General features: G+C 43.1%; 17 protein-coding genes. 12 read left to right on the forward strand and 5 right to left on the reverse strand.

All coding sequences use genetic code 11. From position 1 onward, the window contains the following. The first annotated feature begins 213 nt into the window (after window positions 1-213). Together rlmN and AC04MM_RS00170 are read left to right on the forward strand one after the other, a co-directional pair. On the forward strand, window positions 214-1,386 hold the full coding sequence (gene rlmN / locus AC04MM_RS00165; protein WP_475378289.1) for a dual-specificity RNA methyltransferase RlmN: 1,173 nt from the start codon (window positions 214-216) through the stop codon (window positions 1,384-1,386). Further along, complete coding sequence (locus tag AC04MM_RS00170; RefSeq protein ID WP_475378290.1) at window positions 1,361-2,284, forward strand: PfkB family carbohydrate kinase; 924 nt, start codon at window positions 1,361-1,363, stop codon at window positions 2,282-2,284. The genes rlmN and AC04MM_RS00170 overlap by 26 nt, the downstream gene beginning before the upstream one ends. On the opposite strand, the gene AC04MM_RS00175 is transcribed toward AC04MM_RS00170, so the two are convergent. Further along, window positions 2,281-3,027 carry a DUF4423 domain-containing protein gene (locus tag AC04MM_RS00175; RefSeq protein WP_475378291.1) on the reverse strand — a complete coding sequence of 249 codons (747 nt, stop codon included), beginning with the start codon at window positions 3,025-3,027 and terminating at the stop codon, window positions 2,281-2,283. The genes AC04MM_RS00170 and AC04MM_RS00175 overlap by 4 nt on opposite strands. Window positions 3,028-3,153: 126 nt before the next feature. On the opposite strand from AC04MM_RS00175, the gene AC04MM_RS00180 reads away from it, so the two are divergent. Continuing rightward, on the forward strand, window positions 3,154-3,867 hold the full coding sequence (locus tag AC04MM_RS00180) for a hypothetical protein (protein ID WP_475378292.1): 714 nt from the start codon (window positions 3,154-3,156) through the stop codon (window positions 3,865-3,867). A gap of 87 nt (window positions 3,868-3,954) precedes the next feature. Here AC04MM_RS00180 and AC04MM_RS00185 read toward each other — a convergent pair whose 3' ends face one another. Beyond that, window positions 3,955-4,992 carry an OmpA family protein gene (locus AC04MM_RS00185; protein WP_475378293.1) on the reverse strand — a complete coding sequence of 346 codons (1,038 nt, stop codon included), beginning with the start codon at window positions 4,990-4,992 and terminating at the stop codon, window positions 3,955-3,957. Between the two features lie 393 nt (window positions 4,993-5,385). Between AC04MM_RS00185 and AC04MM_RS00190 the strand changes: the two genes are divergently transcribed. The 6 genes from AC04MM_RS00190 (at window position 5,386) to AC04MM_RS00215 (ending at window position 18,434) form a co-directional block, all read left to right on the forward strand. Beyond that, window positions 5,386-7,836, forward strand: coding sequence for a beta strand repeat-containing protein (locus AC04MM_RS00190; RefSeq protein WP_475378294.1), 2,451 nt, complete (start codon window positions 5,386-5,388; stop codon window positions 7,834-7,836). Between the two features lie 143 nt (window positions 7,837-7,979). Then, window positions 7,980-14,114: a hypothetical protein gene (locus AC04MM_RS00195; RefSeq protein WP_475378295.1), complete on the forward strand. Its 6,135-nt coding sequence runs from the start codon at window positions 7,980-7,982 to the stop codon at window positions 14,112-14,114. A 74-nt stretch (window positions 14,115-14,188) separates the two neighbouring features. Beyond that, window positions 14,189-15,553 carry a hypothetical protein gene (locus AC04MM_RS00200; RefSeq protein ID WP_475378296.1) on the forward strand — a complete coding sequence of 455 codons (1,365 nt, stop codon included), beginning with the start codon at window positions 14,189-14,191 and terminating at the stop codon, window positions 15,551-15,553. Window positions 15,554-15,567: 14 nt separating this feature from the next. Further along, complete coding sequence (locus tag AC04MM_RS00205) at window positions 15,568-16,683, forward strand: metallophosphoesterase (protein ID WP_475378297.1); 1,116 nt, start codon at window positions 15,568-15,570, stop codon at window positions 16,681-16,683. A 133-nt stretch (window positions 16,684-16,816) separates the two neighbouring features. Beyond that, on the forward strand, window positions 16,817-17,740 hold the full coding sequence (locus AC04MM_RS00210) for a diguanylate cyclase (RefSeq protein ID WP_475378298.1): 924 nt from the start codon (window positions 16,817-16,819) through the stop codon (window positions 17,738-17,740). 7 nt (window positions 17,741-17,747) lie between these two features. Then, window positions 17,748-18,434: a PilZ domain-containing protein gene (locus tag AC04MM_RS00215; protein WP_475378299.1), complete on the forward strand. Its 687-nt coding sequence runs from the start codon at window positions 17,748-17,750 to the stop codon at window positions 18,432-18,434. A gap of 6 nt (window positions 18,435-18,440) precedes the next feature. Here AC04MM_RS00215 and AC04MM_RS00220 read toward each other — a convergent pair whose 3' ends face one another. From AC04MM_RS00220 to AC04MM_RS00230, 3 genes are read right to left on the reverse strand one after another with little or no spacing between them, the layout of a single operon-like run. After that, complete coding sequence (locus AC04MM_RS00220) at window positions 18,441-18,848, reverse strand: hypothetical protein (protein WP_475378300.1); 408 nt, start codon at window positions 18,846-18,848, stop codon at window positions 18,441-18,443. Between the two features lie 2 nt (window positions 18,849-18,850). Next, window positions 18,851-19,051 (reverse strand): hypothetical protein, encoded by a 201-nt coding sequence (locus AC04MM_RS00225; protein ID WP_475378301.1) that lies wholly within the window; start codon window positions 19,049-19,051, stop codon window positions 18,851-18,853. Continuing rightward, window positions 19,052-20,674 (reverse strand): hypothetical protein, encoded by a 1,623-nt coding sequence (locus tag AC04MM_RS00230; RefSeq protein ID WP_475378302.1) that lies wholly within the window; start codon window positions 20,672-20,674, stop codon window positions 19,052-19,054. A 327-nt stretch (window positions 20,675-21,001) separates the two neighbouring features. On the opposite strand from AC04MM_RS00230, the gene AC04MM_RS00235 reads away from it, so the two are divergent. The 3 genes from AC04MM_RS00235 to AC04MM_RS00245 all read left to right on the forward strand — a co-directional run bounded on the left by AC04MM_RS00235 (window position 21,002) and on the right by AC04MM_RS00245 (window position 22,680). Next, window positions 21,002-21,616 carry an RNA polymerase sigma factor gene (locus tag AC04MM_RS00235; RefSeq protein WP_475378303.1) on the forward strand — a complete coding sequence of 205 codons (615 nt, stop codon included), beginning with the start codon at window positions 21,002-21,004 and terminating at the stop codon, window positions 21,614-21,616. After that, entirely contained in the window at window positions 21,617-22,087 is a 471-nt protein-coding gene (locus tag AC04MM_RS00240; RefSeq protein WP_475378304.1) for a hypothetical protein, read from the forward strand. Between the two features lie 110 nt (window positions 22,088-22,197). Then, on the forward strand, window positions 22,198-22,680 hold the full coding sequence (locus AC04MM_RS00245) for a hypothetical protein (protein WP_475378305.1): 483 nt from the start codon (window positions 22,198-22,200) through the stop codon (window positions 22,678-22,680). Window positions 22,681-22,683: the final 3 nt, after the last annotated feature.

The raw sequence follows: 22,683 nt of genomic DNA on the forward strand, positions 1-22,683 counted from the left end.
TGTACCCCCTTATGGTGTTTGGCGCAAAAGCTTAGGCCTCTGCTGTAGAAACAGAATTATCGGGGGTAGGCGGTAAAGTCACGCTATTTTGGAACAAAGTGTTCCAAAATAGCTGGAACAGGAATGAAACTCCCATGGACGTACCCTAAATTTTAAGATACAACGTCCTTTCTAAATTTAATCGACTGTAATAAGTCACAAAAAGGACGGCCTATGACGCTATCTGAACAGACGCAAAGCTCTAATGCTGCGCAAGCAGATCAATCTACTGCAGTGCAAACTGAGTTAGTTAACTTTTACAGCTTCACTCTTCCAGACCTTGAAGCTTTTCTAAAAAAATACGGTAAAGAGAAATTTCGCGCGCAGCAAATTTTCAAATGGGTTTACGAACAACGCGTAACAGACTTCGACCAGATGTTAAATCTGTCAAAAGATTTACGTTCGGAACTTAAAAATTTAATCACGTTCAAATTGCCGCCGGTTTTAAAACATTTAATTTCAGTCGATGGGACACAAAAATTCTTGTTCGATGTCCGTGATGGTAATTCAATCGAAGCGGTTGTGATTCCTTCGGATGACCGTCTTACTTTATGCGTATCTTCAGAGATCGGCTGTAATATGGCCTGCCAATTTTGTTTTACCGGCAAACAAAAACTAAAGCGTCGTTTAACCGCGGATGAAATCGTTGGTCAGTTTATGGTGGTGCAGGATTCTTTAGATAAAGAAGGTAAAGGCAGAAAACTGTCGAACATCGTATTCATGGGAATGGGCGAGCCGTTAGATAATTCAGATAACGTGTTTAAAGCGATCGAAGTGATTCACTCGCCATGGGGTGTGAACTTATCTAAAAAGAAAATCACGGTTTCAACTTCTGGTTTAATACCTGAAATGTACAAAGTTGCTGAGGCGAAAGTGCGTTTAGCGGTTTCATTAAACGGCTGGAGCGATGAAGTTCGCTCGCAGGTTATGCCGATCAACAAAAAATATCCGTTAAAAGATCTATTAGAAGAATGTAAACGCTATTACCGCGCAACGGGCGAAAAAATCACCATGGAATACGTTTTACTTAAAGGTGTAACGGATCAATTAGATCATGCTAAAGCTCTGGTAAAATTGCTTAAAGATGTTCCGTGCAAAATTAATATTATTCCTTTTAATGAACATCCGGGTTCAGGTTTTGAGCGCCCGAGTGATGAAGCGGTTCAGGCTTTTCACCAAGAGACCATGAGACTTGGCGCGCAGGTTCTTTTACGCCGCACCATGGGCCGTGATATCTTCGCAGCCTGCGGCCAGTTAACTACTAAAAATGTTGAACGTCCTGAAACTATGGACATCTCAAACTCAAAAATCGGAGGAACAAATGTCAGAAGTTTTAGTCGTGGGTAGTTTAGCGTACGATTCAGTAAAAACCCCGTCAGGAAAAGCCGAACGTTCACTAGGCGGATCAGCAAATTACTTTTCAGTTTCATCAAGTTTATTTGCCAAAGTGCGCGTTGTGGGTGTTGTCGGTTCTGATTATTCAGACGCTGACCGTGAAATCTTACATCAACGCGGCGTTGATTTAGACGGTATGCAAGTGGTGCCGGGTAAAACTTTTCACTGGGAAGGCACTTACGAGCACGACTTAAACGAAGCCGTAACATTAAAAACCGAGCTAAATGTATTTGCAGATTTTAACCCTGAGTTGCCGGCAAAATACAAAGACACACGTTTTGTTTTCTTGGCGAATATCGATCCGGTATTGCAATTAAAAGTTCTATCGCAGATTCAAAAACCGCTTTTTGTCGGTATGGATTCAATGAACTTCTGGATCAACTCAAAACAAGCCGATCTTATCGAAGTGATGAAAAAAGTTGATATCGTTTTCGTGAACGAAACCGAAGCTAAAATGTTAACTCAAGTTGATAACGCCATCGTAGCCATCAAAAAAGTAGCTGAGCTAGGGCCTGAATACGTTGTTGTAAAACGCGGTGAATATGGCTCGACAGTTTACTCTAAAACGCATGGTTTTTTCCAGTGCCCGGCATTGCCGGTAGAACAAGTGGTGGATCCGACCGGTGCCGGCGATTCTTTTGCCGGTGGTTTTTTTGGTTACTTAGCGTCGCTACGCCCATCAGGCCAAGAGCACAAACCAACCTGGAGCGAATTAAAACAAGCAACACTTGCGGGTACGGTGATGTCGTCACAGACGATCCAGGATTTCAGCTTAAAAGCGTTAGCTAAGGTTGATAAGTCGTCTTACCAATCGTTAAATGCTGATTTAGTTAAAATGATTACGGTCTAATCCAATTTGCTTAAAGGGCCCAGATAAACTGAAAGTTTATAGACTTCTGTGGCCTTTGAAGTTTCAGCGATCTCGGCTACCTGTTCTTGAAAAAGCCGGATCGCTGATTTCACTAATTCCATCTTTGATAAATCAAAAGCTAAAGTGATTGAAGACATATCACGCAATTCTACAGGAACATCATTTAGATTTTTCTTATGAATTTCTAAATCCTGGCGGTGTGACTTTTTAATAGCTTCAGAGGGGATATGATCAAAAGTTTCAACGTCCTCGGTTGAAACTGTAATTTTAGAGCCATCTCTTTGAATCAGCTTGTAGGTTTCAAGATTGTTGAGTGTTTTTTCAACGGTTTCAATTTCAAGTGAAAGTTTCTTTGCGATCCATGCCGGTGAAGAATTGAATTTTTCGGTTTTTGTTAGCGATAGGATCGCCAAGTGTTCCCAGGATAATAATTTATCAAAAGCATCGTGCTCGATTTTTTTAAACTTACGGGCTTTTTTATTATTCACCAGAGGGTTGAAGTTGAGAACATGATCCTGTTCAGCTTCGCTGTAGCCTAGCTTGCCAAGAACCTGGCGGGCTTTTTTTTGCGAAATACCGCGTTTTCCTGAAAGAAAATCAGTCAAGGCGCCAGAACTAAGTCCGATTTTTTGCGCGTAAGATCTCTTGCTGAATCTTTTGTTCTTATTAGACAGTTTTTGAAAGTTGTCTTTAATGATTTGGATAAGCAGGTCATTTTTCATGATTTCCTTAAGGGTAGTGATTGTTTGAGTGAAGTCAAAAGCAAATACAGGCTGCTCGCAAAATATGGAGCACAAAAAGCCGCGCGTTAGAGTTGCCTATGAAAACAAAATTTGGGATAAAAAGTCATGTTTAAAAAAATGATCAGCTTTATTCTTCCGCTCCTGGTGTCTTTACAGCTTCATGCAATCGGCCGTGTTGGCAATGGCGGCAATATTATTGTTTGTTTAAAACCTGGCTCGGGGGTTTGTTACGGGCGCGACCAGTATGAAGGTGCTTTCTATGATACCTATGAAGCTGATGTTCGTTATAAAATGCAACCCTTGTCCATGCATCCAGCAGCCATAGCGCCCAAGATGGCTATGGATTATGCACTTAAGCTGATTGAAGCAATTAAAAAATACGATCTAGAAATGTATGGCCGGTTATCTTTTTTTCTGAACAATTTTTATAACGAAGCCAATTTTGTTGAAGGCATGCAGCTATTGCCGATTCCTGACACGGGCATTTCATTTATTCCTTATCATTCAGAGCTTCGTCAGTTAGTGGTGCAGCGTGAACCGATTGCTCCGCAGGATAAACGCTACGTTATCTCGCTTGATCTATGGAATATGATGAGCAAGGCCGATCAAGCGCATGCAATGCTGCATGAAGTGCTTTACAGATATGCTCTAGAGCTAAAGCGTAATGTTGAAAGCTCTGAGTACATCAGATACTTTAATGCCCTTGTGATTTCGGCTGAAGTCTCTAAACTTTCACAATCTGAATTTCAAAATCTTGTGTGGACTATTTTTGCTAAAGGATACGGAAAAGGTCCGCAAAATCAGGTTGTTAGCCGCTGAGGCTTGGTATCTTTGCCAATTAACAGTGAACCAATAAAAAAGGGAGGCTATAAACCTCCCTTTAATTTTTTAATTTAAATTAAAAAACTATTTCTTCTTTTCAGCAGTTGTTTTGATTTCAGCAACTACGCGGCGGTTAGCCATGCGGCCTTCAGCAGTTTTGTTATCAGCGATTGGATCTGCTGAACCAAAGCCACTGGCTTCGATACGTTCAGCTTTGATACCAGCTTTGACTAATTCGGCTTTTACAGCCTCAGCGCGGCTAGCTGAAAGTTTTTTGTTTGTTTCAGCTTTGCCAGTGTTATCCGTGTAACCTTTGATGTGAACATTTGTTTCCGGATATTTTTTCATGAAATCAGAAAGTTTAGTTACTTCATCTAAAGTTTCAGTTTTGATAACGGCTTTACCGCTTTCGAATAAAACTTTAACGGCGATAGCTGCTTTTTCAGTTTCGGCGCAACCGTAAGAGTTAACAACAACGCCAGCTGTTGTGTTCGGGCATTTGTCGTCGTCATCAGATACGCCATCTTTATCAGTGTCTTTAGCTGCTACTTTGTCAGCGACTTTAGTGACAGCTGCTTTAGCTGCGGCGGCTGTAGCTTTACCATCGAAGTTAAATACGATGGCTAAGAAAGGATTTACAGCCTGTGGTGTTTTGATATCGCTCGTTACTTTTTCAAATAAGTGGTAAGCAATACCTGCTTGCAAGCTTACGTGTTTGAAAAGATCCAAGTTAGCACCGACAGCTGCTTTTGTTGCTAAACCATCTTTTGCTTCAACACCACCAATTGAAGTTTTGTGATCAGCAAAACCTAAACCCAATTTAGCGAAGAAATTTAATTTGTTAGCTGGGTTAAAATTATATTTTAAACCTAAAGAATAGATTTTTGATGAAAGTAAAGCTTTGTCGAAATCTAAGCTATCGTGTTCAAGTTCAGCAGACCACTTATCGGTTAAACCGTAGCCGATCCAGTAGTTGTTCGAGTGACCTTCTTCAACCATGTTTTCGAAATTATCGTATAAAGTAGGGTGGGTTTTACCAACGCCAAGGCCGGCTTCGATTTGGCCGGCTTGGGCCATGGCCATGACAGGTGCGAACATAAGTGCTGCAATAATTCTTTTCATTTTGTGTGCTCCTAAAAGTTTGTTGAAACTCGAGCATAAAGTTCTAATCAAGAAATTGTCAAATGGGTGACAGCAAATTTTGTTTTTTATTTTTCGTGCAAAAAAAAGGGGAGTTATTTGCATAACTCTCCTTAGTGTGAATAACGTCTGGTTGGAACGTTTGTGTTTGTATGTACATAATTTATCGACGTTTTGTGTTTTGTCTTGAGAGCCAGAATGCACAAACTGCTTCACTTAACTGGAGCGGATACTCGGTTTTTTTTAGTATTAATCAAACGGTTGTTTTCATCGCTCCTATTTTGTGGAGCAGAATGCTAAATTATAGACCTTTTTGGAGCAGTTAAAGGCATTAAATCTGTAACTAAATGGCCGGTAACTGCCGATAAGTTAGCCATGAACTTCCAGCACGTAAGTCAGTTTCTGTTTCTTTTGGCGTTTGCGCATATTGCGTGGGCTTCGCCACAAGTTACAACATATCAGGCCAGAATTATTAAACCGGATGGCTATCCGCTTGAAGCTGCAAACGTAAATTTTAAATTCTCTATTTTAAATCCTGCGGGTAATTGTATTTTATTTTCTGAAACTTACGCGTCAGTCAGTCTGGTCGGAAGTGGTGGGTTGATAGCGTTTCCTCTGGGTTCAGGCGTTAAGTCTTTTCCAGCCAGCAGTACAACGTTTGCCGATGTTTTTAATAATTCAGCGGCCAGTTTGGCGTGTGAGGCCGGCGGACCTAATCCTGATTATCAGCCGGATGCATTTGATAACAGAAAAATCGTCATGCAATTTAACGACGGTACTGGTTGGCAAACTCTGCCGGCGATGAGCATCAACGCTGTACCTTATGCAATCTATGCCACCGATGCGATGAGATTAGGTGGCGTCAGTGCCACTTCGTTTGTTCAATACAGCACGATTCCAACATGTGCCGCTTCTGAATCGTTAAGCTACAGCGGCACAAGTTTTTCTTGTGTGGCTGCGGGCAGTGCGCCAGTCAATGTCACATCAGGTACGGTGGTTACTGCGTTAGGTTATACGCCTGCCGATGACGCCAGCGTAACTGCTGTGTCTTCAACACTAACGTCAGTCAGTTCGTACGCTGCAGCTGTCAGTTCAACCGTGTATTCGGTGTCTTCAACAGTATCGTCATTAGAAAATTCAGTTTCAACTTTACAAAGTTCAGTGGCGGCTTCGTTAGCGGCGATAGTTTCATCACAATGGACGACATCCGGGACGGCGATTAATTATACTATTGGTAACGTCGGTATTGGGACGAGTTCGCCAGCCCATACATTAGACGTAAGTGGTACTGTAAATGCGAAAGGGTTAAAAATTAACGGTGTTGATTTTGCTCCGGCAATGCAGTGGAGTGTTAATGGAAACTCGGGCACTTCAGCAACTACGAATTTTATCGGAACCACGGATAATGTTGATTTAGTGTTTAAGCGTAACAACACTCAAGCCGGGGTAATTGGGTCGGCGCGAACAGCGTTTGGCGTAAATGCTTTATCCCCAGCATCAACAGGTTCGTATAATTCAGCTTTTGGTAACAGTGTTTTACGCAATAATACTACAGGCTATCAAAATACAGGTGTCGGTGACGGTGCATTAGAAGCGAACACAACTGGAGCGTCAAACGCGGCCTTTGGTATGAATGCTTTAGATTCTAATACGAGCGGTAATTACAATGTCGGTGTTGGCCAGTCGGCGTTGAGCAGCAATACATCGGGTTCATTTAATACAGCAGTTGGTACTGACGCTTTAGTTTTTAGTACAACAGCCGCGTATAATACTGCACTAGGTTACGATGCTTTATTTAATAATACTACGGGCAGTATGAATACCGCTGTTGGATACCAAGCAGGGTATAATCCGACAGTTTCGCTGCAGACAAACTCTAATTCAGTGTTTTTAGGAGCAAGTGCCACAACAACAGTCAATGGCTTAACAAATGTAATAGCGATCGGTTACCTAGCGCGTGCAACGCAAAGTCATCAAGTCGTTCTAGGTAATGATTCAATCACTCAAACGTTACTACGCGGTAACGTTGGTATCGGCACCGTAGCCCCAGTAACAAAGCTAGATGTGAGTGGCGGTGTTCGCATTAGCATGGAATCAGCAACCTGTGCCGTAAGCTATGCGGGAACTTTACGCTATAATGCTGGCAATGTAGAATTTTGTAATGGCACAACGTGGGCGGCGTTTAGTACAGGAAGCGTGACGAGCGCATCGATTCAAACAGCACTTGGTTACACTCCGGCGAACGAAACGGTGGTTACGAATTTATCTTTGATGACGGCAACTTCATTTAGTGCGGTGACTACAAATTTTTCTACTGTCGCTACCAGCTTTACAACCTATGCGGCTAGTCTTACGGCTATCACAAATACGGTGAGTAATATAACATCATCGCAATGGGTAAGCCTTGCAGATGGTATTAACTATACAAGTGGAACGGTAGCGATCGGAACAACGCCGACCACATCAAACACGTTAACAGTGAGTGGTAATATGGCTGCCAGCGGTCGTATGATTGCCAGTGTGGTGACCAATGCAAATACTCTAGCTGCCGTAACTGCGGATTTTACAAATACGAATTTTATTCGCGCAACGGGAGCAAGTGCTGGTTGCGGAACTTTGAACATCACAAATACCAGCCCAGGGGGAACATTTACAATCACAATTCCGAATGCAACAGCAACTTGTACGACGATCAACTGGAATGGCTCGGCAACAAATGTGAAATTACCAGTTGGATATGGCACTGGTGGTTTACTTGTTTCCGGTGTCATCTATAGTTTCTTGGATGACGGAGCATACTTGTGGGTTTCTTACGTACCTTACTAATTTTATTTGCGGGTGCATTTTTGAGTGCGTCGTTAGTCCATGCTCAAATGGCGGGATCGTCTATTCCTTTTTGGCAGCGCACAGGTTCTGAATATGGGGATGCAATTTTAGGTACAGGCCCATTATGTTTAGAGGGTGCTGCTTTGGCGGCAGCGCAGCCGATGGCTAACCGTTTAGTGATTGGCGGAAATTTTACGAAAGCCCGCCGCTGTACTGGGTCTTTTGCGGCCATTTCAAAATCGACAGGTTCACTAGCTACCCCATCAATGCCGTTGGTTAATGGTACGATAAATACGGTTATCTCAGATGAGGCAGGTGGTTGGTACATCGGCGGAAGTTTTACCAGCGCTAATGGAATTGCTCGAAGTAGAGTGGCTCGCATCAACAGTGATGGATCAGTTAATCCAACATTTGTAATGCCAGCCGTTGACTTTCAAGTAAATGCGCTACTTCTTGACGGCGGTGACCTCTATGTTGGAGGCAACTTTTCAACAGTCTCAGGAACAGCTCGCAATTTTCTAGCGAAAGTCGATGCGACCACTGGTAGTTTTAACTCTTCATGGAATGCAGGTATGCAAGCTGGTTCGACGGTTAATTCTTTACTCAAATACAACGGAAAAATTCATGCCGCTGGTATTTTTACTTTGGTCGCTGGGGAAAGCCGCGCCAACATCGCAGTTTTTGATCCGGCAACGGCGGCCTTAGAGCCAATTACTTTTGGAGTAAATAGCACTGTTAACTCGATGAAAATTGTTTCTAATACGTTACTGGTTGGCGGAGACTTTTCTATCGTAGGAAGTGGTGGTAATTCTTCTTTGGTTAATTCTACTTCAGGCACACAAGTGTCTGCTTTTCCTCAGGCCAATGGTGCTATTCAAGCTATGATTCCTGATGGTAGTGGCGGCTGGTACGTGGGAGGCAGTTTTACTAAAATCGGCAGTGTTGCGCGTAACCGTGCGGCACATATCGATGCCAATAATAATGTTACCGCATGGAACCCTGATGCAAATAACACAGTCAGTGCCCTTCATAAAAAAGGATCTGTCATTTATCTGGGCGGATCCTTTACCACTTTGAATGGGGGAGCGGCCAGATCTAGATTAGCGGCTGTTAATGATACTGATGGCTCGTTAACCAGTTGGAATCCAGGGCCTAATAGTAGTGTAACTTCGATTACATCATATCAGACTTATATTTTAATCAGTGGTGGTTTTACAGAAGTTCCTACGGGAAATTTAAGAACATATTTTGCGGTTATTGATGAAGTCACAGGAAATGTATTGTCAGCAGAAATTGCCGCCGACGCCACGATTAATTCTTTGCATGTCAAAAATGATAAATTGTATATGGGAGGCAGTTTTCAAACCATCGGACGCAATAGTTACGGCGCCCCCGTTGATACCACGAATGGTTTGCAAGATGCTAATTTTCCGGTTGTAAATGGACAAATTAGAGCGGTTATTCCCGATGGCAGCGGCGGTTGGTACATTGGCGGTCAATTTACGCAGGTGGGTTCGGTATCACGAACGAACTTAGCCCATATTCAAGCTGACCGTACAGTTTCAAGCTGGGATCCAGCACCGAATAGTGTCGTCTATGCTTTAGAAAAAAATGGTTCTACGATTTATGTCGGCGGCGCATTTAGCCAAATCGTTGGAGTCACAAAATATAGGCTTGCAGCGGTAGATACATCAGGAACTTTGGTAGCCGGGTTTACAAGTTCTTTACCCACTAACGATGAAATTACCGCACTGGCCTATGACAATGGAAAACTTTATGTGGGTGGAACCTTCGATCCATTTGCTGGAGGTGCAGGTCGTGAAGGTTTAGCCGTTTTGAATGCGAGTACTGGGCAGCTGACAGAGAATAATATTACCGTAAGCAATAATTCAGTAACCGCCCTTAAAATTGTTGGTGCGAAACTTTATGTGGGCGGGCAATTTCCTTACGCGGGTTATTCGTCAACAGGCTTAATTCTAGATAAGACGAGCGGAACAGTAAAAGCCAAAACTCCAGCTATTGAGAGTGGAGTTAATATTTCTATTCCCGATGGCAGTGGTGGTTGGTACATTGGCGGAATCTTTACGTCCGTGAACGGTGTGGCTCGTAATCGGCTCGCACACATCTTATCAGATGGCACCTTAGGAGCGCTTGATATTAATTTCAATGGCTCGATTAACGCAATGTATTTAGATGGAACAACCTTATATGTCGGCGGCAGTTTTACACTTATTGGAGGCGTACCCAGTGATCGCCTTGTGCGTTTGAATACAACTACGGGGGTTGTCGATACAACCTGGAACCCCGGTGTAACGGGCACAGTTAACGTTATTCGTAAAGTCGGAAGCGCAATCTATATCGGCGGAAGCTTTCTTACCGTCAGCGGAACAGCGCAAAAAAATCTGGCCAAATTAGATGCCGCTACAGCAGCCCTTTTAGATCGAACTTCAGCTGACAATGCAGTTTATAGTTTTGAAGATGACGGCACCAATTTGTTTGTGGGTGGGCAATTTACGACGGTTGGGCCAGTCAACCATGCGCAACCGTTAAATGCTGTCACTGGATTAACAGATTGGGCCAATTTTCCAACGATTAACGGAATAGTTTATACCGCAATTTCTGATGGTGATGGGGGTTGGTATATTGGTGGAACTTTTACAAGTGTTGGTGGCGTGACGCGTAACCGTGCGGCACATATTACTTCAGCCGGCACAGTATCAGCATGGAATCCTAACTTAAATAGTTCTGTTATTACTTTATTAAAAAATGGAAGTTATATTTATATAGGCGGAGCTTTTAGCAATGTAAGCGGCACAGCTCGCAATCGTTTAGTGCGAGTAGATGCAACAACTGCAGCATTAGATACCACATGGCTCACAACTGGCCCTAATAGTGATGTTAATACTTTATTGATGGACAGTGGAACCGGTACTTTATACGCGGGTGGAAATTTTACGACAATCGGAGGTTCTACGCGAGTATCGATTGCATCAATAAATGAGGCCAGCGGAACGGTGAACACGGCCTTTAATGCCAGTCTATCGTTAACACATGCAGTTTATACTATAGAAAAAATTGGATCTAATATTTATTTTGGATTCGGTGGTGTTAACACCATCGGTGGACAATCTCGCAGCTATGCAGCTGCGGTTGACGCGACAACGGGAGCTGTCCAAACATGGGCGCCAACATTTAACAGTGCGGTTAAATCTTTTGCAGTCTCTGGTTCCGTTTTGTATGCTGGCGGATCATTCACAAGTGTAAATAGTACGACACGCAACCGATTAGCTGCTATCGATACTGCAGGAACATTACAAGCGTGGAATCCTAATGCCAACAGTAATGTAAATAAAATTTATTTAAACGGAACAAATATTTTAGCTGCTGGTGTATTTACAACTATTGGGGGCAGTAATACCCGCAATGCTTTTGCAGAAATAACTCCTGCAGGGGCAGTCACAGCATGGACCCCCCAAGGAACTAATAGTTCAACTGGTGAATTTATTTCTGTCTTAAATGGCAGTGTATTTGTCGCAGGAAATCTTAATATTCCAGGTTACGCAGCACGGCCGAACTTAGCATCAATTAACATAGCTTCAGCAACGGTCAACAATTGGACGCCAAACCCGAACAGCACAGTTCAAGCCCTCGCTTTATCGGGTTCAGATCTATATATCGGTGGAGGCTTTACATCTGTCAGTGGGACAGCTAGAACAGCTTTTGCATCTATAAATAAAGATACTGCCGCACTGAATGCTTTGGCTTTAGCTGGTGCAACCGGAAGTGTGACGTCCATTGCCTTAGATGGCGCTAGTAATGCCTATATCGCTGGAAGCTTTACCGCAACCGGAGCTGTAGCCGGAAGAGCTGTGGCCCGTATTAGTTTAACAACGGGGCAAACTGTCGTAGGCACTCCACTGAATGCCATTGATGCTACTTTTAATATCGGAGCATCTAGTTACAACCATGTTGCTGTTCAAGGTAGCGAAGTTTTTGTTGCTGGCCCCGCCCCCCGCATGATTGGTTACCAGTCACGTACTAATTTTGTTATCTATGACCTAAACACCAAAGAAATTGAAAACTATGCTCCTAATCCTAACAGTGCTGTGTATGCCATTGAAAGCGATGGTACAAATGTATTTGTAGCTGGAATGTTTACTAACTTTGCCAGCACGGTACGAAATTATATTGCTGCATTTAACAAAGATACTTTGGCCTTAAACAGTTTTAATCCTGCATCGAATGCGTCCGTGCATGCCTTAGCCGTTGATGGCACAAAACTTTATATCGGTGGAAGTTTTTTAACTACCGGTGGTGCGCCACGTACACGGACAGCAGCTTATTTACTGTCGGATCTTTCACTAACGGCTTGGGAAGCGCCAGCAAACAATACTGTTTACGCGATAGCGCCTTCTGGGGGATCTATCTACCTCGGAGGAACTTTTACCCTTGCTGGTGGAATTAAACGTGCACGTTTGGCGTCAGTTGATTTAACCGCGCTGCAAGTTTCATCGTGGGACCCGCCGGATCCGAATAATCTTGTTTACGGAATCAGTTCACAAGGATCAAAAATTTATACGGGCGGAGCTTTCACTTCTGTAAGTGGAACAGCTCGCTCTTACATAGCAGCGTTTGATGAAACATCCGCAGCCCTGGATACCACTTGGGTACCAACGGCGGGTAACGTCGTGACTTCACTTGTGGCTACCCCAAGTGCCGTGTATATGATTGGCTCATTTTCAACTATCAATAGTACAACTCGCAATTATATGGGCGCTGTTGATTTAGTAAGTGGAACATTAACAGGTTGGAGTCCTAACAGTAGCGTAACATCAATCAGTAATATCGCGACCGACGGTACAAATGTTTTACTTAATGGGAACTTTACGCTGGTCGGTGGATCTTCACGAACAGATTTTGCGGCCTTTAATGCCGATACTGGAAATTTAAATCCGGCAGTATTAAACACGAGTTCTGGCTATATAAATATGATCGAGGCTTCAGCTGACGGAAACACAATTTATGCAGTAGGAAGTTTTACCTCGATCAACGGCACATCTCGAAATCATGGCGTAGCTTATGATTTTACGACGCAAAATTTAACCAATTGGAATCCTGGGGCAAACGGTCTAATTGCTTCCGTAAAAATTGATGGCAATACAGCATATTTAAGTGGAGGATTTAGTACTCTTGCGGGAGTTAGCCGATTCCGTATTGGCGCGATGGATGTAACCACGAATGCCGTGACCACTTGGAATCCCGAAACCGACGCCCAAGCGAATGCAATCACCATTACCAATGATTCTGTTTTTGTGGGTGGTGCTTTTACGGCGGTCGGCAATTTAGTGCGTAACAACTTATTGGCTATTGATACGACCACCGGTAATTTAACCACATGGAACCCCAACGTAAACAGTACGATCAGCGCAATTACAGCAGGTAATAACAAAATTTATATTGGTGGAATATTTTCAAGCGTTAATAATAAAGCCATCAGTTACCTGGCTGCTGTTGACAGTCGCAGCGCTTTACCGTCAAAAGTGGTCAACGGGGCGCTTAACGGTGGAGTGAATGCATTTTTATTGGATAGCAATACGCTTTATGTCGGTGGAGGATTTACAAGTTTTTCAGGGAATGTACGTAATAGAGCTGCCGCTGTTGATTTAGCTAACGGTGCAGTGCTGCCTTGGAATCCGAATTTAAATAGTACTTCTTTAACTTTAGCAAAAACTGGTTCGGCCATATACATTGGAGGAGGCTTTACAACTGTGAGTGGTACAGCACGGAGTTATTTAGCTAGTGTTGATGCTACAACTGGAGCCTTAGATACGGGCTGGAATCCTAATCCGAATAATACTATCTATAGTTTATTGTCTTCTTCGGGAACCTTGTATGTCGGCGGAAATTTTACATCTATTAGCGCGGTAGGGCGTGGCCGTATGGCAGCATACAATACGGCCGACAACAGCATTTTAAATTGGAATCCGAACGTGACAAATAACACTGTCAGAGGACTGGTGCTTTCAGGATCAAAAATATATTTCTCTGGCGATTTCACTCAGGTCAATGCTGTCAACAGAAATGGTGTTGCTGCTGTAAGTGTGGCGACCGCGGCTCTTGATGGCTGGGAGACACCTAGAGTGATCTCGGGAGCACCGAATATTTATCTGCTTTCAAACGGGGCCATTGTCTTGTTGGGTAACGGTAGTTTGTTGAATGGAGCCACTAAATCAGGTTTTAGTGTTATTGATTCAGTTATCGGCTCAATTTTATACTGATGTTTCAAAATGAGACAGAATATTTTGATACATTATGACTGAAGTTTCCCTTTCCAAAGTCCGATAAATACGATATGGCAAAAGACCAAAAACCGAAAAAAGAGCAAACGCAATCAGCGGATGATATTTTATCTTCGTTAATGGAAGATTTAAAAGATGTGGATAAAGCCATTTCTGATGATGAATCTTTTGCAAATGATTTAGGTTTAGATCCCGATCTGTTAAAAAATATTTCTGCTCCCGAAGAAGAAGTTGAAGGCCTGCTTCAATTAGAGGATCAGGCTTCAGTTTCCGGTCTTTCACCGGAAGAATTTAATATCGATGTTGATGATGTCGGTCAGCTAGAGGGATTGCCGACAACAGGTGATGTTTTCGAAATCCCGGCTGAAGAAGTTGCTGATCCATTGGCACAATTTAATTTTACGAAAGACGCCGATCCGGCAGTAGCTACGGCATTACCTTCGAAAGAAGAACCAAGTTTATTTGATAACTTGTCTTCAGAACCGGTAGCGCCGCCTGTAGCTGAAGCAGCTGTTCCGCAGCCGCCAGCGAATATACCAAGCCGTGAACCGAGCCTGTTCGGCAATGATAATATCGCAGCCGGCGGTAATGATTATTCAAGCATTGGTGAAAACGAAAAAACTGCAGCCACTGAAATTCAGGCGGATGCGCCGGAGTTATTAAGAGATTTTGCTGATAGCGACAATGGCGATGGCGAAAAAACTGTAGCGGTTGCCGGTTTCTCGCAACGAGCTTCTGAAGATTACGGTGATAAAGTTAAAGTATCCGTCGGACAAATGCGCGGTAATGCGTTTTCAAGCGGTTATGCAGCCTGGGGCTCGGCAGATTCAAATTTAGCGCAAGCTGAAAACTTACGGATTGCCCAAGAGAAAATTTTAGATTTAGAACGTGAAAATGAAAAACTTCGTTCACAAAATGAAGAGTTAATTGCAGCTTCTGAGATCGTGAAAGAACGTGCGGATTTATTAACCTCACAGCTACATGAATTTAAAGCTGACCGCGATTCACTAGAGCGTTCATTCAAAGATGAAACGGCAATTTTAAAAAGCCAGATCATGCGTAAAGACGCTGAAATCGTAAAAGCGCAGATGAAAATCGAAGAGCTTGAATCCAGAATGAAATTTGATTTAAAGAAAATTCGTGTGCGCGAGCGCGAACTAGAAAATCGTCTAGAATTAATCCGTGCCGAGAAGAATGCGCTGGTTAAGACTAAAGACGAACAAATCCTGGATGTTCGCCGTAAAATGGATCAAGTTCAGCTTGAAGTTGAAAGCTACCGTCAAAAGTGTGTAGAATTAAATAAGGTAATTGACACTAATCAGGAGTCGTTCAAACGAACAACGCGTGCTCTGCGATTAGCAATGGCTAACTTAGAGTTACAAGAAGAAAACAAACCAGCACTTAAAAAAGTAGATTAGAACAACCGAAGGTTATGGCAGCAACGATCACGGATGACGTTAAAAGACCAGCAAAAAAGATCAAACTTGTGATCAGTGATTTGCATTTGGGCAAAGGCCGTCTTTTAGAAGACGGTGGTCTTAACTCGCTCGAAGAATTCTATTATGCCGATAAATTAGTTGAGTTTTTCCAGTACTATTCATCTGGTGCGTACCGTGATTACGAAGTCGAAGTGATCGTGAACGGTGATTTTTTAAATTTCTTACAGGTCGATTATAAAGGCCACTACTTGACGGCCATCACTGAAACGGTGGCTCTTGAAGTCTTAAAAAAAATAGTGCAGGCGCATTCACAAGTCTTTAAGGCAATGGGCGATTTTTTGGCGCAGCCATTTCGTCAGATCACCTATGTGATCGGTAATCATGATCAGGGTATGATGTTTCAGGCCTGCCGTGATTATTTAGACCAGTATGTCGGTAAGCCGCTACAGTACAAAAGCATTATCTATTTTGTCGACGGAATTCATATCGAGCACGGGCACATGCATGAAGCCGCCAATAGAATGGATCCGCGCAAATTTTTTATTAAACAGGGTGTGCCTGAACCGATTTTAAATTTACCGTTTGGGTCACATTTTTTCGTTGAGTTGGTTTTGAAGATCAAAGAGCGTTACCCGCACGTCGATAAAATCCGTCCATTCGGGGCGATGATCCGCTGGGCGCTGTTTAATGAAACTGCTGTAATGATGAAGTCCGTCGGGCTTCTATCGCGGTATATCTACCAGATTTTATTCTCGGCAGATCCGCGCTATAAATGGCCGCTGAAAAAACTATTAAAAATCTTTTTAGAAAGTGCCATCTTTCCGGATTTAAGTCTAGCTGCGAAGCGCATACTCGCTGATGAACGGGTGCATTCGGTGGTTTTTGGCCACACTCATGTTTACGAATACCGTAAATGGGGTACCAGAAAAGAGTATTTTAATACCGGCACCTGGACAGAACTGACTTCTTTAGATGTTACCTCGTTGGGTCGTATCACTAAATTAACCTACGTTCTTTTCGAATACACCGAAACGGATTCACGTCCGCACGGCCGTCTGAAAGAGTGGAAGGGGTTTCACCGTATTGAAGAAGACGTTGCAGTTTCGTAGGCGGCGGGCCAAGTTGTATCATAATTTTAGTCAGTATTTTTATGCGTTTCTGACTGCCCCATAAGTCTAGGCTAAGATTGATCATCATAATTTTATCAATCATACTGTTTTGAGTAAAAGGTGAGAGTTATAAATGTCGAAGCATAACGAACAACAAGAAGCAACGGTGATGGGAGCATTGAGCGACACTTTTAAGGGTGCGCTAAAACAAGCTGATGATGCTCCACCGGCCCTTGTTTGTCTTGTGGGACCGACAGAAGCGGTGGGTAAACAATGGTTAATTACCAAACCGGATATGACGATCGGGCGCTCTACGGACTGTGATATCTACATTGCCGATTCTTCATTAAGCCGTTCACATGCAAAAATTATTCAGGCTGGTTTTGATGTTGTGATCATGGATATGAATTCAACGAATAAAACTTCGGTGAATGACCAGATGACACAACCTATGGTGCAAAAAAAATTGCATAACAGCGATAGAATTAAAGCCGGAAACGTGATTTTTAAGTTTTTGGAAAAAGGCAGTATCGAAATCATCGCCAACCAAAAAACGTTAGAAAAAGCGCAGAAAGATGCTTTAACCGGCGCTTACTCTAAAGGGGCGCTGTTAGAAAAAGCTCCTGAGTTAATTCAACGGGCAAAAAACCTAAATGAACCTTTATCAGTAATTACTTTTGATATCGATTTCTTTAAAAAGATCAATGATGGTTTCGGCCATCCGGGCGGCGACTACGTCCTACGTGAGTTAGGAAAGCTTATGCAGGCCCGCCTAGTCCGCGCCAACGATTATTTTGCCCGGTTCGGTGGGGAAGAATTTGTCACCTTACTGCAGGCGACAAATTTAAAGACAGCCGCAGAAGTGGCAGAGCGTGTACGCCAGACGGTTGAAGCCCACGAGTTTATCTTTGAAGGCCGTAAGGTGCCGGTAACGATCTCTATCGGTGTGGCCCAGTACAATAACACGGACACGTGGGAGTCTGTTTACGACCGTGCCGATAAAGCCCTGTACCAAAGTAAACAGGGTGGCCGTAACAGAGTTACCGTCGCTAATTAGTTTGTAGATGAATAACTTTTTCGAAAAACTACCAAAATCTGAAGTCGAAAATATTTATAAAAAAAATATTTTTCAGAAGTGCCAGATTACTATTGATGGTCGCACCAATGAAATCGTGCGCGTTGAACTGACCGCTTCTGAAGTAGAACGTTTCGGAAAACTCTATATCCTGCCGCAGGAAGTTTACGAACTTAAAGACAAAGTCTGTGCGTTCAGTTTCCGTGTGGGCACACGTGTGTTCTTTTTTAAGTCTAAAATTCTTCAGGACGGCAAAGGCTTTTACGTTCCTGTCAACAACCTGGATATGTTAGAGCTGCGCCGCCGCCGTCATGTGCGTTTTGAGGTGCCGGAAAATTTTCAGCACGAATGTTACGTCATTACATCGTTAAACCGCAATGCCCGGGTTGAAGCCAAGCTGATCAACTTTTCTGAGTCGGGCGCAAAAATGATCGTAATGGCAGATCTTGTCCTTTTTCAAAAGGGCAGTGGAGTTATTATATCCCTGAAAGTCGGTAAACGCGCCGTGTTCCTGGTCGGCAGTGTTATTAGGTTTGTCAGCCGTAAGCCAAAAGAAAACCCAGAGCTAGGCATTGAGTTCGTTAACCTGACCGATATCAAGAAAAGCCGTATTTTAAATGTGTGTGAAGATTTAACCCGTTTAATTGTTCAGGCAAACCGTAAACAGCGCCGCTAAAGTTATTTAAAGTCGCCAAGTTCTGCAACGGCTGAAGGCATAATTTAAAACTTCGCCGTAGCCCGGTGACGAATCTAAGACTTTTCCTAAGCACACCCAGATCGCTATATCTTCGCCATTCGGGGTGTCTTTAAAAAGTTGCTGGGTTTTGGCCAAAGACCTCTTCACAGACTCATCTAATAATAAATTTGCAATGTAAGAATTCGATTTGTACCGGCGGTCATTTAAATCCTCGGGAGTAGCCGTGATGTATTCGTATTTCGCGCCAGTCGCAGCTGCCGGCTCTTTTTTTGCCATCGATGCTGAGACAGTCACATTAGGCGCATCAGCTGTCTCTGTTTTTAAATGCAAACCGGATTTTTGCCAGTAAATTACGGCTGCGATGGCCACAATAACAAGTATTTTATATTTCATAATTAGTGATCCTTAGCTTTTCCTACAACCGCTGTTTGATAGCCATAAAGCGCAACGTAATAAAAGTTTTTTACATAACGCCCAACCGGTGCCGGAGCGCTTTTGGTCAATACAAGCGTCTGACTGAAATCTGCAGGCAGATCTTGAATCATGCCGTTATTTCTGAAGTAGCCCGAATCACCGGCAGGGATGGCAAGAGCCACTTACATATTTAAATGCGGCACTTCGGTTTTTTCATAAACTTTTAAATTATAGATTTTACCCCACGGGTCGTAAATTTTTAAATAGTCATCTTCCAGGCCGTTAACCGCCAGGGCATGGGTTTGGCCAGATTTTTTCCATTGGCATTTGAAATCAGACGTTTTCCAGTAATTGCGAAATTCATCTGATTTAGCGATCTCAACTTTTTGCGGGTAACAATCCATTATAATGGCCTGGCCGCGCGCGAAAGTATTGTTTTGTCCAACAGTTAAATTTTTTGCTGCGGCCTCAATGCTGAATTGATCCGTTAAAAGCTTAAAAGTTTTTCTTAATGTGGTGGCTTCAAAAGAAGATTTAACTAAATTTCCAACCGAAGGGTCTATGCGGCTAAAAAATTTAAGAATCGACCGGTCTGTATGTGTTCCCCCTTTAGCCCAGTTGGTCGAAGCGATTTGTCCCACTTTATAAATTAGATCAGCGTACTGCGCTGTTCTTTCATGGATATCTGTAATGTCGCGAATTTTTTCTAAGGCAGGTAAGCGGTTCTTCCAGAGAAACGGGTCTTGCAGGCTTTCGGCCTTAGACGAATACACGGCACCTAAAGTCGACATTGTTAAGGCGACGGCCCCGCACCAACCCATGTCGCGTTTAATATTACTGTCGCCGGTGGCGGCGCTGACATGCTCAACTAGCTTTGGTGATGCTTGATAGAGAATTGGCATGTCGGCTTTCACGCAAAACTTAGTTTTTGTGTAATCACAAGAATCCACTTTGTTCCATACGTTTTTTTCGCCGACGAGATCAGCGGCTGCACATTTAGCCGGTGCCATTACGATAGTGCCGCTGCCTTGCTCAATGGCAAGGTTCTCCTTACCGTTTGCAGCATCAAATTTAATCGGTTCGCTGCTTGGGTTTTTTAAGACCCCGATGATTGACCACGACCGGCTGTCAACCTCGTGTCCAGCGCACCCGTGAAACGGCAGATAATGTTTTTCGATAAACTTTTTGCAAGCAGCCGCATCGACTGTGGCTTCGCGAGAAAAAATTTCGGTTATTACTTTATTATAAGCCGGGCTGTTATCAAAAATCTGGTAAACCACACAAGTTTTTCCGGCCGTAAAATTATTTATTGGGCTTGAGAGAAAGGCGTTGCCCGGAAGAGCCGCGTAAGAAATTTCCGGTAGATTAACTGATGTGGTCACCGAAGTTACAGCCGGAGCCAGTGGGGCCGCTGCCTTGTCTGCAGAGGCAACAGCGGGCGCCACGGGTACCTTAGCCGTAGTGAAGTGGATAGCAGTTACGGCGCTTGCGGCATTTCCGTTTTGGCAGGCAACATAATAAGTATAGCTTGTCTGTGGTTTTAACCCGGTTAGGCCCTGTTCATGTAAACGTGTGCCGCCGGTAAATTTAAATTTCGCAGGCATCAACTGATAACTTTGATTTTTCGTCGACCATTTACAAATGGCGTTAGCCGAAGTTGTCACCTTTAATACAGACGAAGTCGGTGTTATCGATTTGACTCCACCGGCGCCAGAAGTCCCCACAGTAAGTGGTGTCACAGCATATATATGTAGTGGCATCGATAAAACAAAAGCTGATAGAATAGATCGCATGATCCAAGTCATTCCCCACCCCCCCCCCTGAACTAAGGTCTGGTTTACTTGTCGGAGAAATCATTAAAAGCTTTATATAGTTAGCTGCAGTTATCGCTGCAGAATGTGCGAATGTTTGCGGGCATAAAAATTTCTTATACATGATATTACTAAACGCTAAAAAGATTAATTAATTCAATATGTTAGGCCATTTTGACTCTTGTGCTGTTGGCCTGCGTATTGCTTTAATAATTGGCAAGCATGCTGGGATCTAAGGAATAGGTTCTTAGAGGGGGCAGCATGAAAAAAGGTTAAGAAGCGTAGAAAACTTGTTAACCGAACTTAGACAGGGGTGTGTCTATGATTCAAGTAGAGAAGACTGACTTACAATTGGTCGAAGAAGTACGAAACGGTCATCGTGCTTCGTTCTCAGAACTTGTGAAACGACATCAAAAGGGATTGCTACGGTTAAGTATGAGATTTGTTAAAGACCTGGATATTGCACAGGATGTGGTGCAAGAGTCTTTTATTAAGACTTACGAGAAACTAAACTCTTTCGAAGGACGTTCGTCTTTCAAGAGTTGGCTGTATCAGATTACGGTGAACACGGCACGCAATAAATTGCGTGAAGACCGCTACGATTATTCTGATATAGAGGATGTTCAATTGGGTATTGACCCCCAGGCTGAGAAATCTCTTGTTCATAGAGCCGTCGGTGAAATCTTAAATGCTGAAGTTGAAAAACTTCCGTTCAAGCAAAAAACCGCTTTGGTGTTACGTGTATACGAAGACATGAGCTTTTCTGAAATCGCTGAAGTGATGGAGTGTCCATACGACACAGCTAAAGCGAACTACAGACATGCGCTGTTAAAATTAAAAGAAGTTTTCGAAGACCGTGCAGAGTTAAAATCTTGGACAAACGAGATTGGTGGATTCTTCACGGAACTAAATACAAAGTATGCGGAGGCTGAGTAAATGAAAGAAAATCAGGGATTGAAAGAACAATTAAAGCGGGAAGACCCAATCGAGCTTCCCATGGATGATATGTTTTTCGATAGGCTGCATGACAAGATCATGGCCGATGTCGCAAAAACAGAAGTTAAGCCTGCTGCCAGCAAGTGGGCCAAGCCGTGGGTGTTCTTAGAACGTCAGGCCCGTTATTATCGCCCCTCCAACAATATAAAAACGCTTCACCTTGTGAAGATGGGTATGGTCGGTATCAGCCTGACATTGGGCTTAGGTCTGGCCACAATGAGTCTAAAACTTTTTGACATGAGTTCACAAAATCAGATCGCTTCAAATAAGCAGATGATTATTGAACAGGCGTTGCAAAACCCACAAGACTGGGTAGAGATGGCGGCAGCAGTACAAAATGATTCTGATTTTTATGCAGAAGTCTTAAATGAGAGATTAAGTTCTAACCAGGGAGTGGATTTACAACTTTGATCTCGTACCGGATTTAACGCCAGCATAGTTGGGCAACAATAAAGTGAATCTTGGAAACGGACGTCCAAATTCATTTGTTTAGTTCCGCAAAAATAGACATAATTTGAGAAATGTCTTTTTTAACAGTCCTTTTTTCAATTTTAATCAGTTTGCCAACGCTTGCGCAGATTGCTCCGGCTCCCAAGAAAAATTCTGTCGAAGACATCTTTATCTGGAAAGTCAGTGATGAACTGAATTTGTCCGCCGCAGATGAAAAAAAATTCGCCGATATTCACCGCGACTTAAATAAACAAAAAACTCTTCTTTCAATGCAGCTGCAGAAGTTGTCGTTTCAAAGTAAAGAAAATCCCGGGCTATCAAAAGCCCGCGCCAGTGAGATCATTAAAGACTACAAAAAAACTTTAACAGCCTACAACAACCTAAGTCTGCAGGAGCTAGAGAAGATGAAGTCGTTGCTGGGTGATAAAAAGTTTTTAGACTATCTGGCTATCAAACAGGATATCAATCTTAGATTAAAATCCCTGGTTTTAGGTGAAGAACCAAAAGCCAAACCGACAAAGCTTCCGCCGCCGCAGATTATTGAGGAGAAGTAAGAA

The organism is Bdellovibrio sp. SBM16 (assembly GCF_056175625.1).

What these genes read in the sequence shown, in the direction of transcription:
- AC04MM_RS00200 (WP_475378296.1), top strand. Translation starts at nt 14,189, where the DNA reads ATGGCAAAAGACCAAAAACCGAAAAAAGAGCAAACGCAATCAGCGGAT.
- AC04MM_RS00215 (WP_475378299.1), top strand. Translation starts at nt 17,748, where the DNA reads ATGAATAACTTTTTCGAAAAACTACCAAAATCTGAAGTCGAAAATATT.
- AC04MM_RS00205 (WP_475378297.1), top strand. Translation starts at nt 15,568, where the DNA reads ATGGCAGCAACGATCACGGATGACGTTAAAAGACCAGCAAAAAAGATC.
- AC04MM_RS00210 (WP_475378298.1), top strand. Translation starts at nt 16,817, where the DNA reads ATGTCGAAGCATAACGAACAACAAGAAGCAACGGTGATGGGAGCATTG.
- AC04MM_RS00175 (WP_475378291.1), bottom strand. Translation starts at nt 3,027, where the DNA reads ATGAAAAATGACCTGCTTATCCAAATCATTAAAGACAACTTTCAAAAA.
- AC04MM_RS00170 (WP_475378290.1), top strand. Translation starts at nt 1,361, where the DNA reads ATGTCAGAAGTTTTAGTCGTGGGTAGTTTAGCGTACGATTCAGTAAAA.
- AC04MM_RS00230 (WP_475378302.1), bottom strand. Translation starts at nt 20,674, where the DNA reads ATGACTTGGATCATGCGATCTATTCTATCAGCTTTTGTTTTATCGATG.
- AC04MM_RS00240 (WP_475378304.1), top strand. Translation starts at nt 21,617, where the DNA reads ATGAAAGAAAATCAGGGATTGAAAGAACAATTAAAGCGGGAAGACCCA.
- AC04MM_RS00185 (WP_475378293.1), bottom strand. Translation starts at nt 4,992, where the DNA reads ATGAAAAGAATTATTGCAGCACTTATGTTCGCACCTGTCATGGCCATG.
- rlmN (WP_475378289.1), top strand. Translation starts at nt 214, where the DNA reads ATGACGCTATCTGAACAGACGCAAAGCTCTAATGCTGCGCAAGCAGAT.
- AC04MM_RS00190 (WP_475378294.1), top strand. Translation starts at nt 5,386, where the DNA reads ATGAACTTCCAGCACGTAAGTCAGTTTCTGTTTCTTTTGGCGTTTGCG.
- AC04MM_RS00235 (WP_475378303.1), top strand. Translation starts at nt 21,002, where the DNA reads ATGATTCAAGTAGAGAAGACTGACTTACAATTGGTCGAAGAAGTACGA.
- AC04MM_RS00245 (WP_475378305.1), top strand. Translation starts at nt 22,198, where the DNA reads ATGTCTTTTTTAACAGTCCTTTTTTCAATTTTAATCAGTTTGCCAACG.
- AC04MM_RS00220 (WP_475378300.1), bottom strand. Translation starts at nt 18,848, where the DNA reads ATGAAATATAAAATACTTGTTATTGTGGCCATCGCAGCCGTAATTTAC.
- AC04MM_RS00180 (WP_475378292.1), top strand. Translation starts at nt 3,154, where the DNA reads ATGTTTAAAAAAATGATCAGCTTTATTCTTCCGCTCCTGGTGTCTTTA.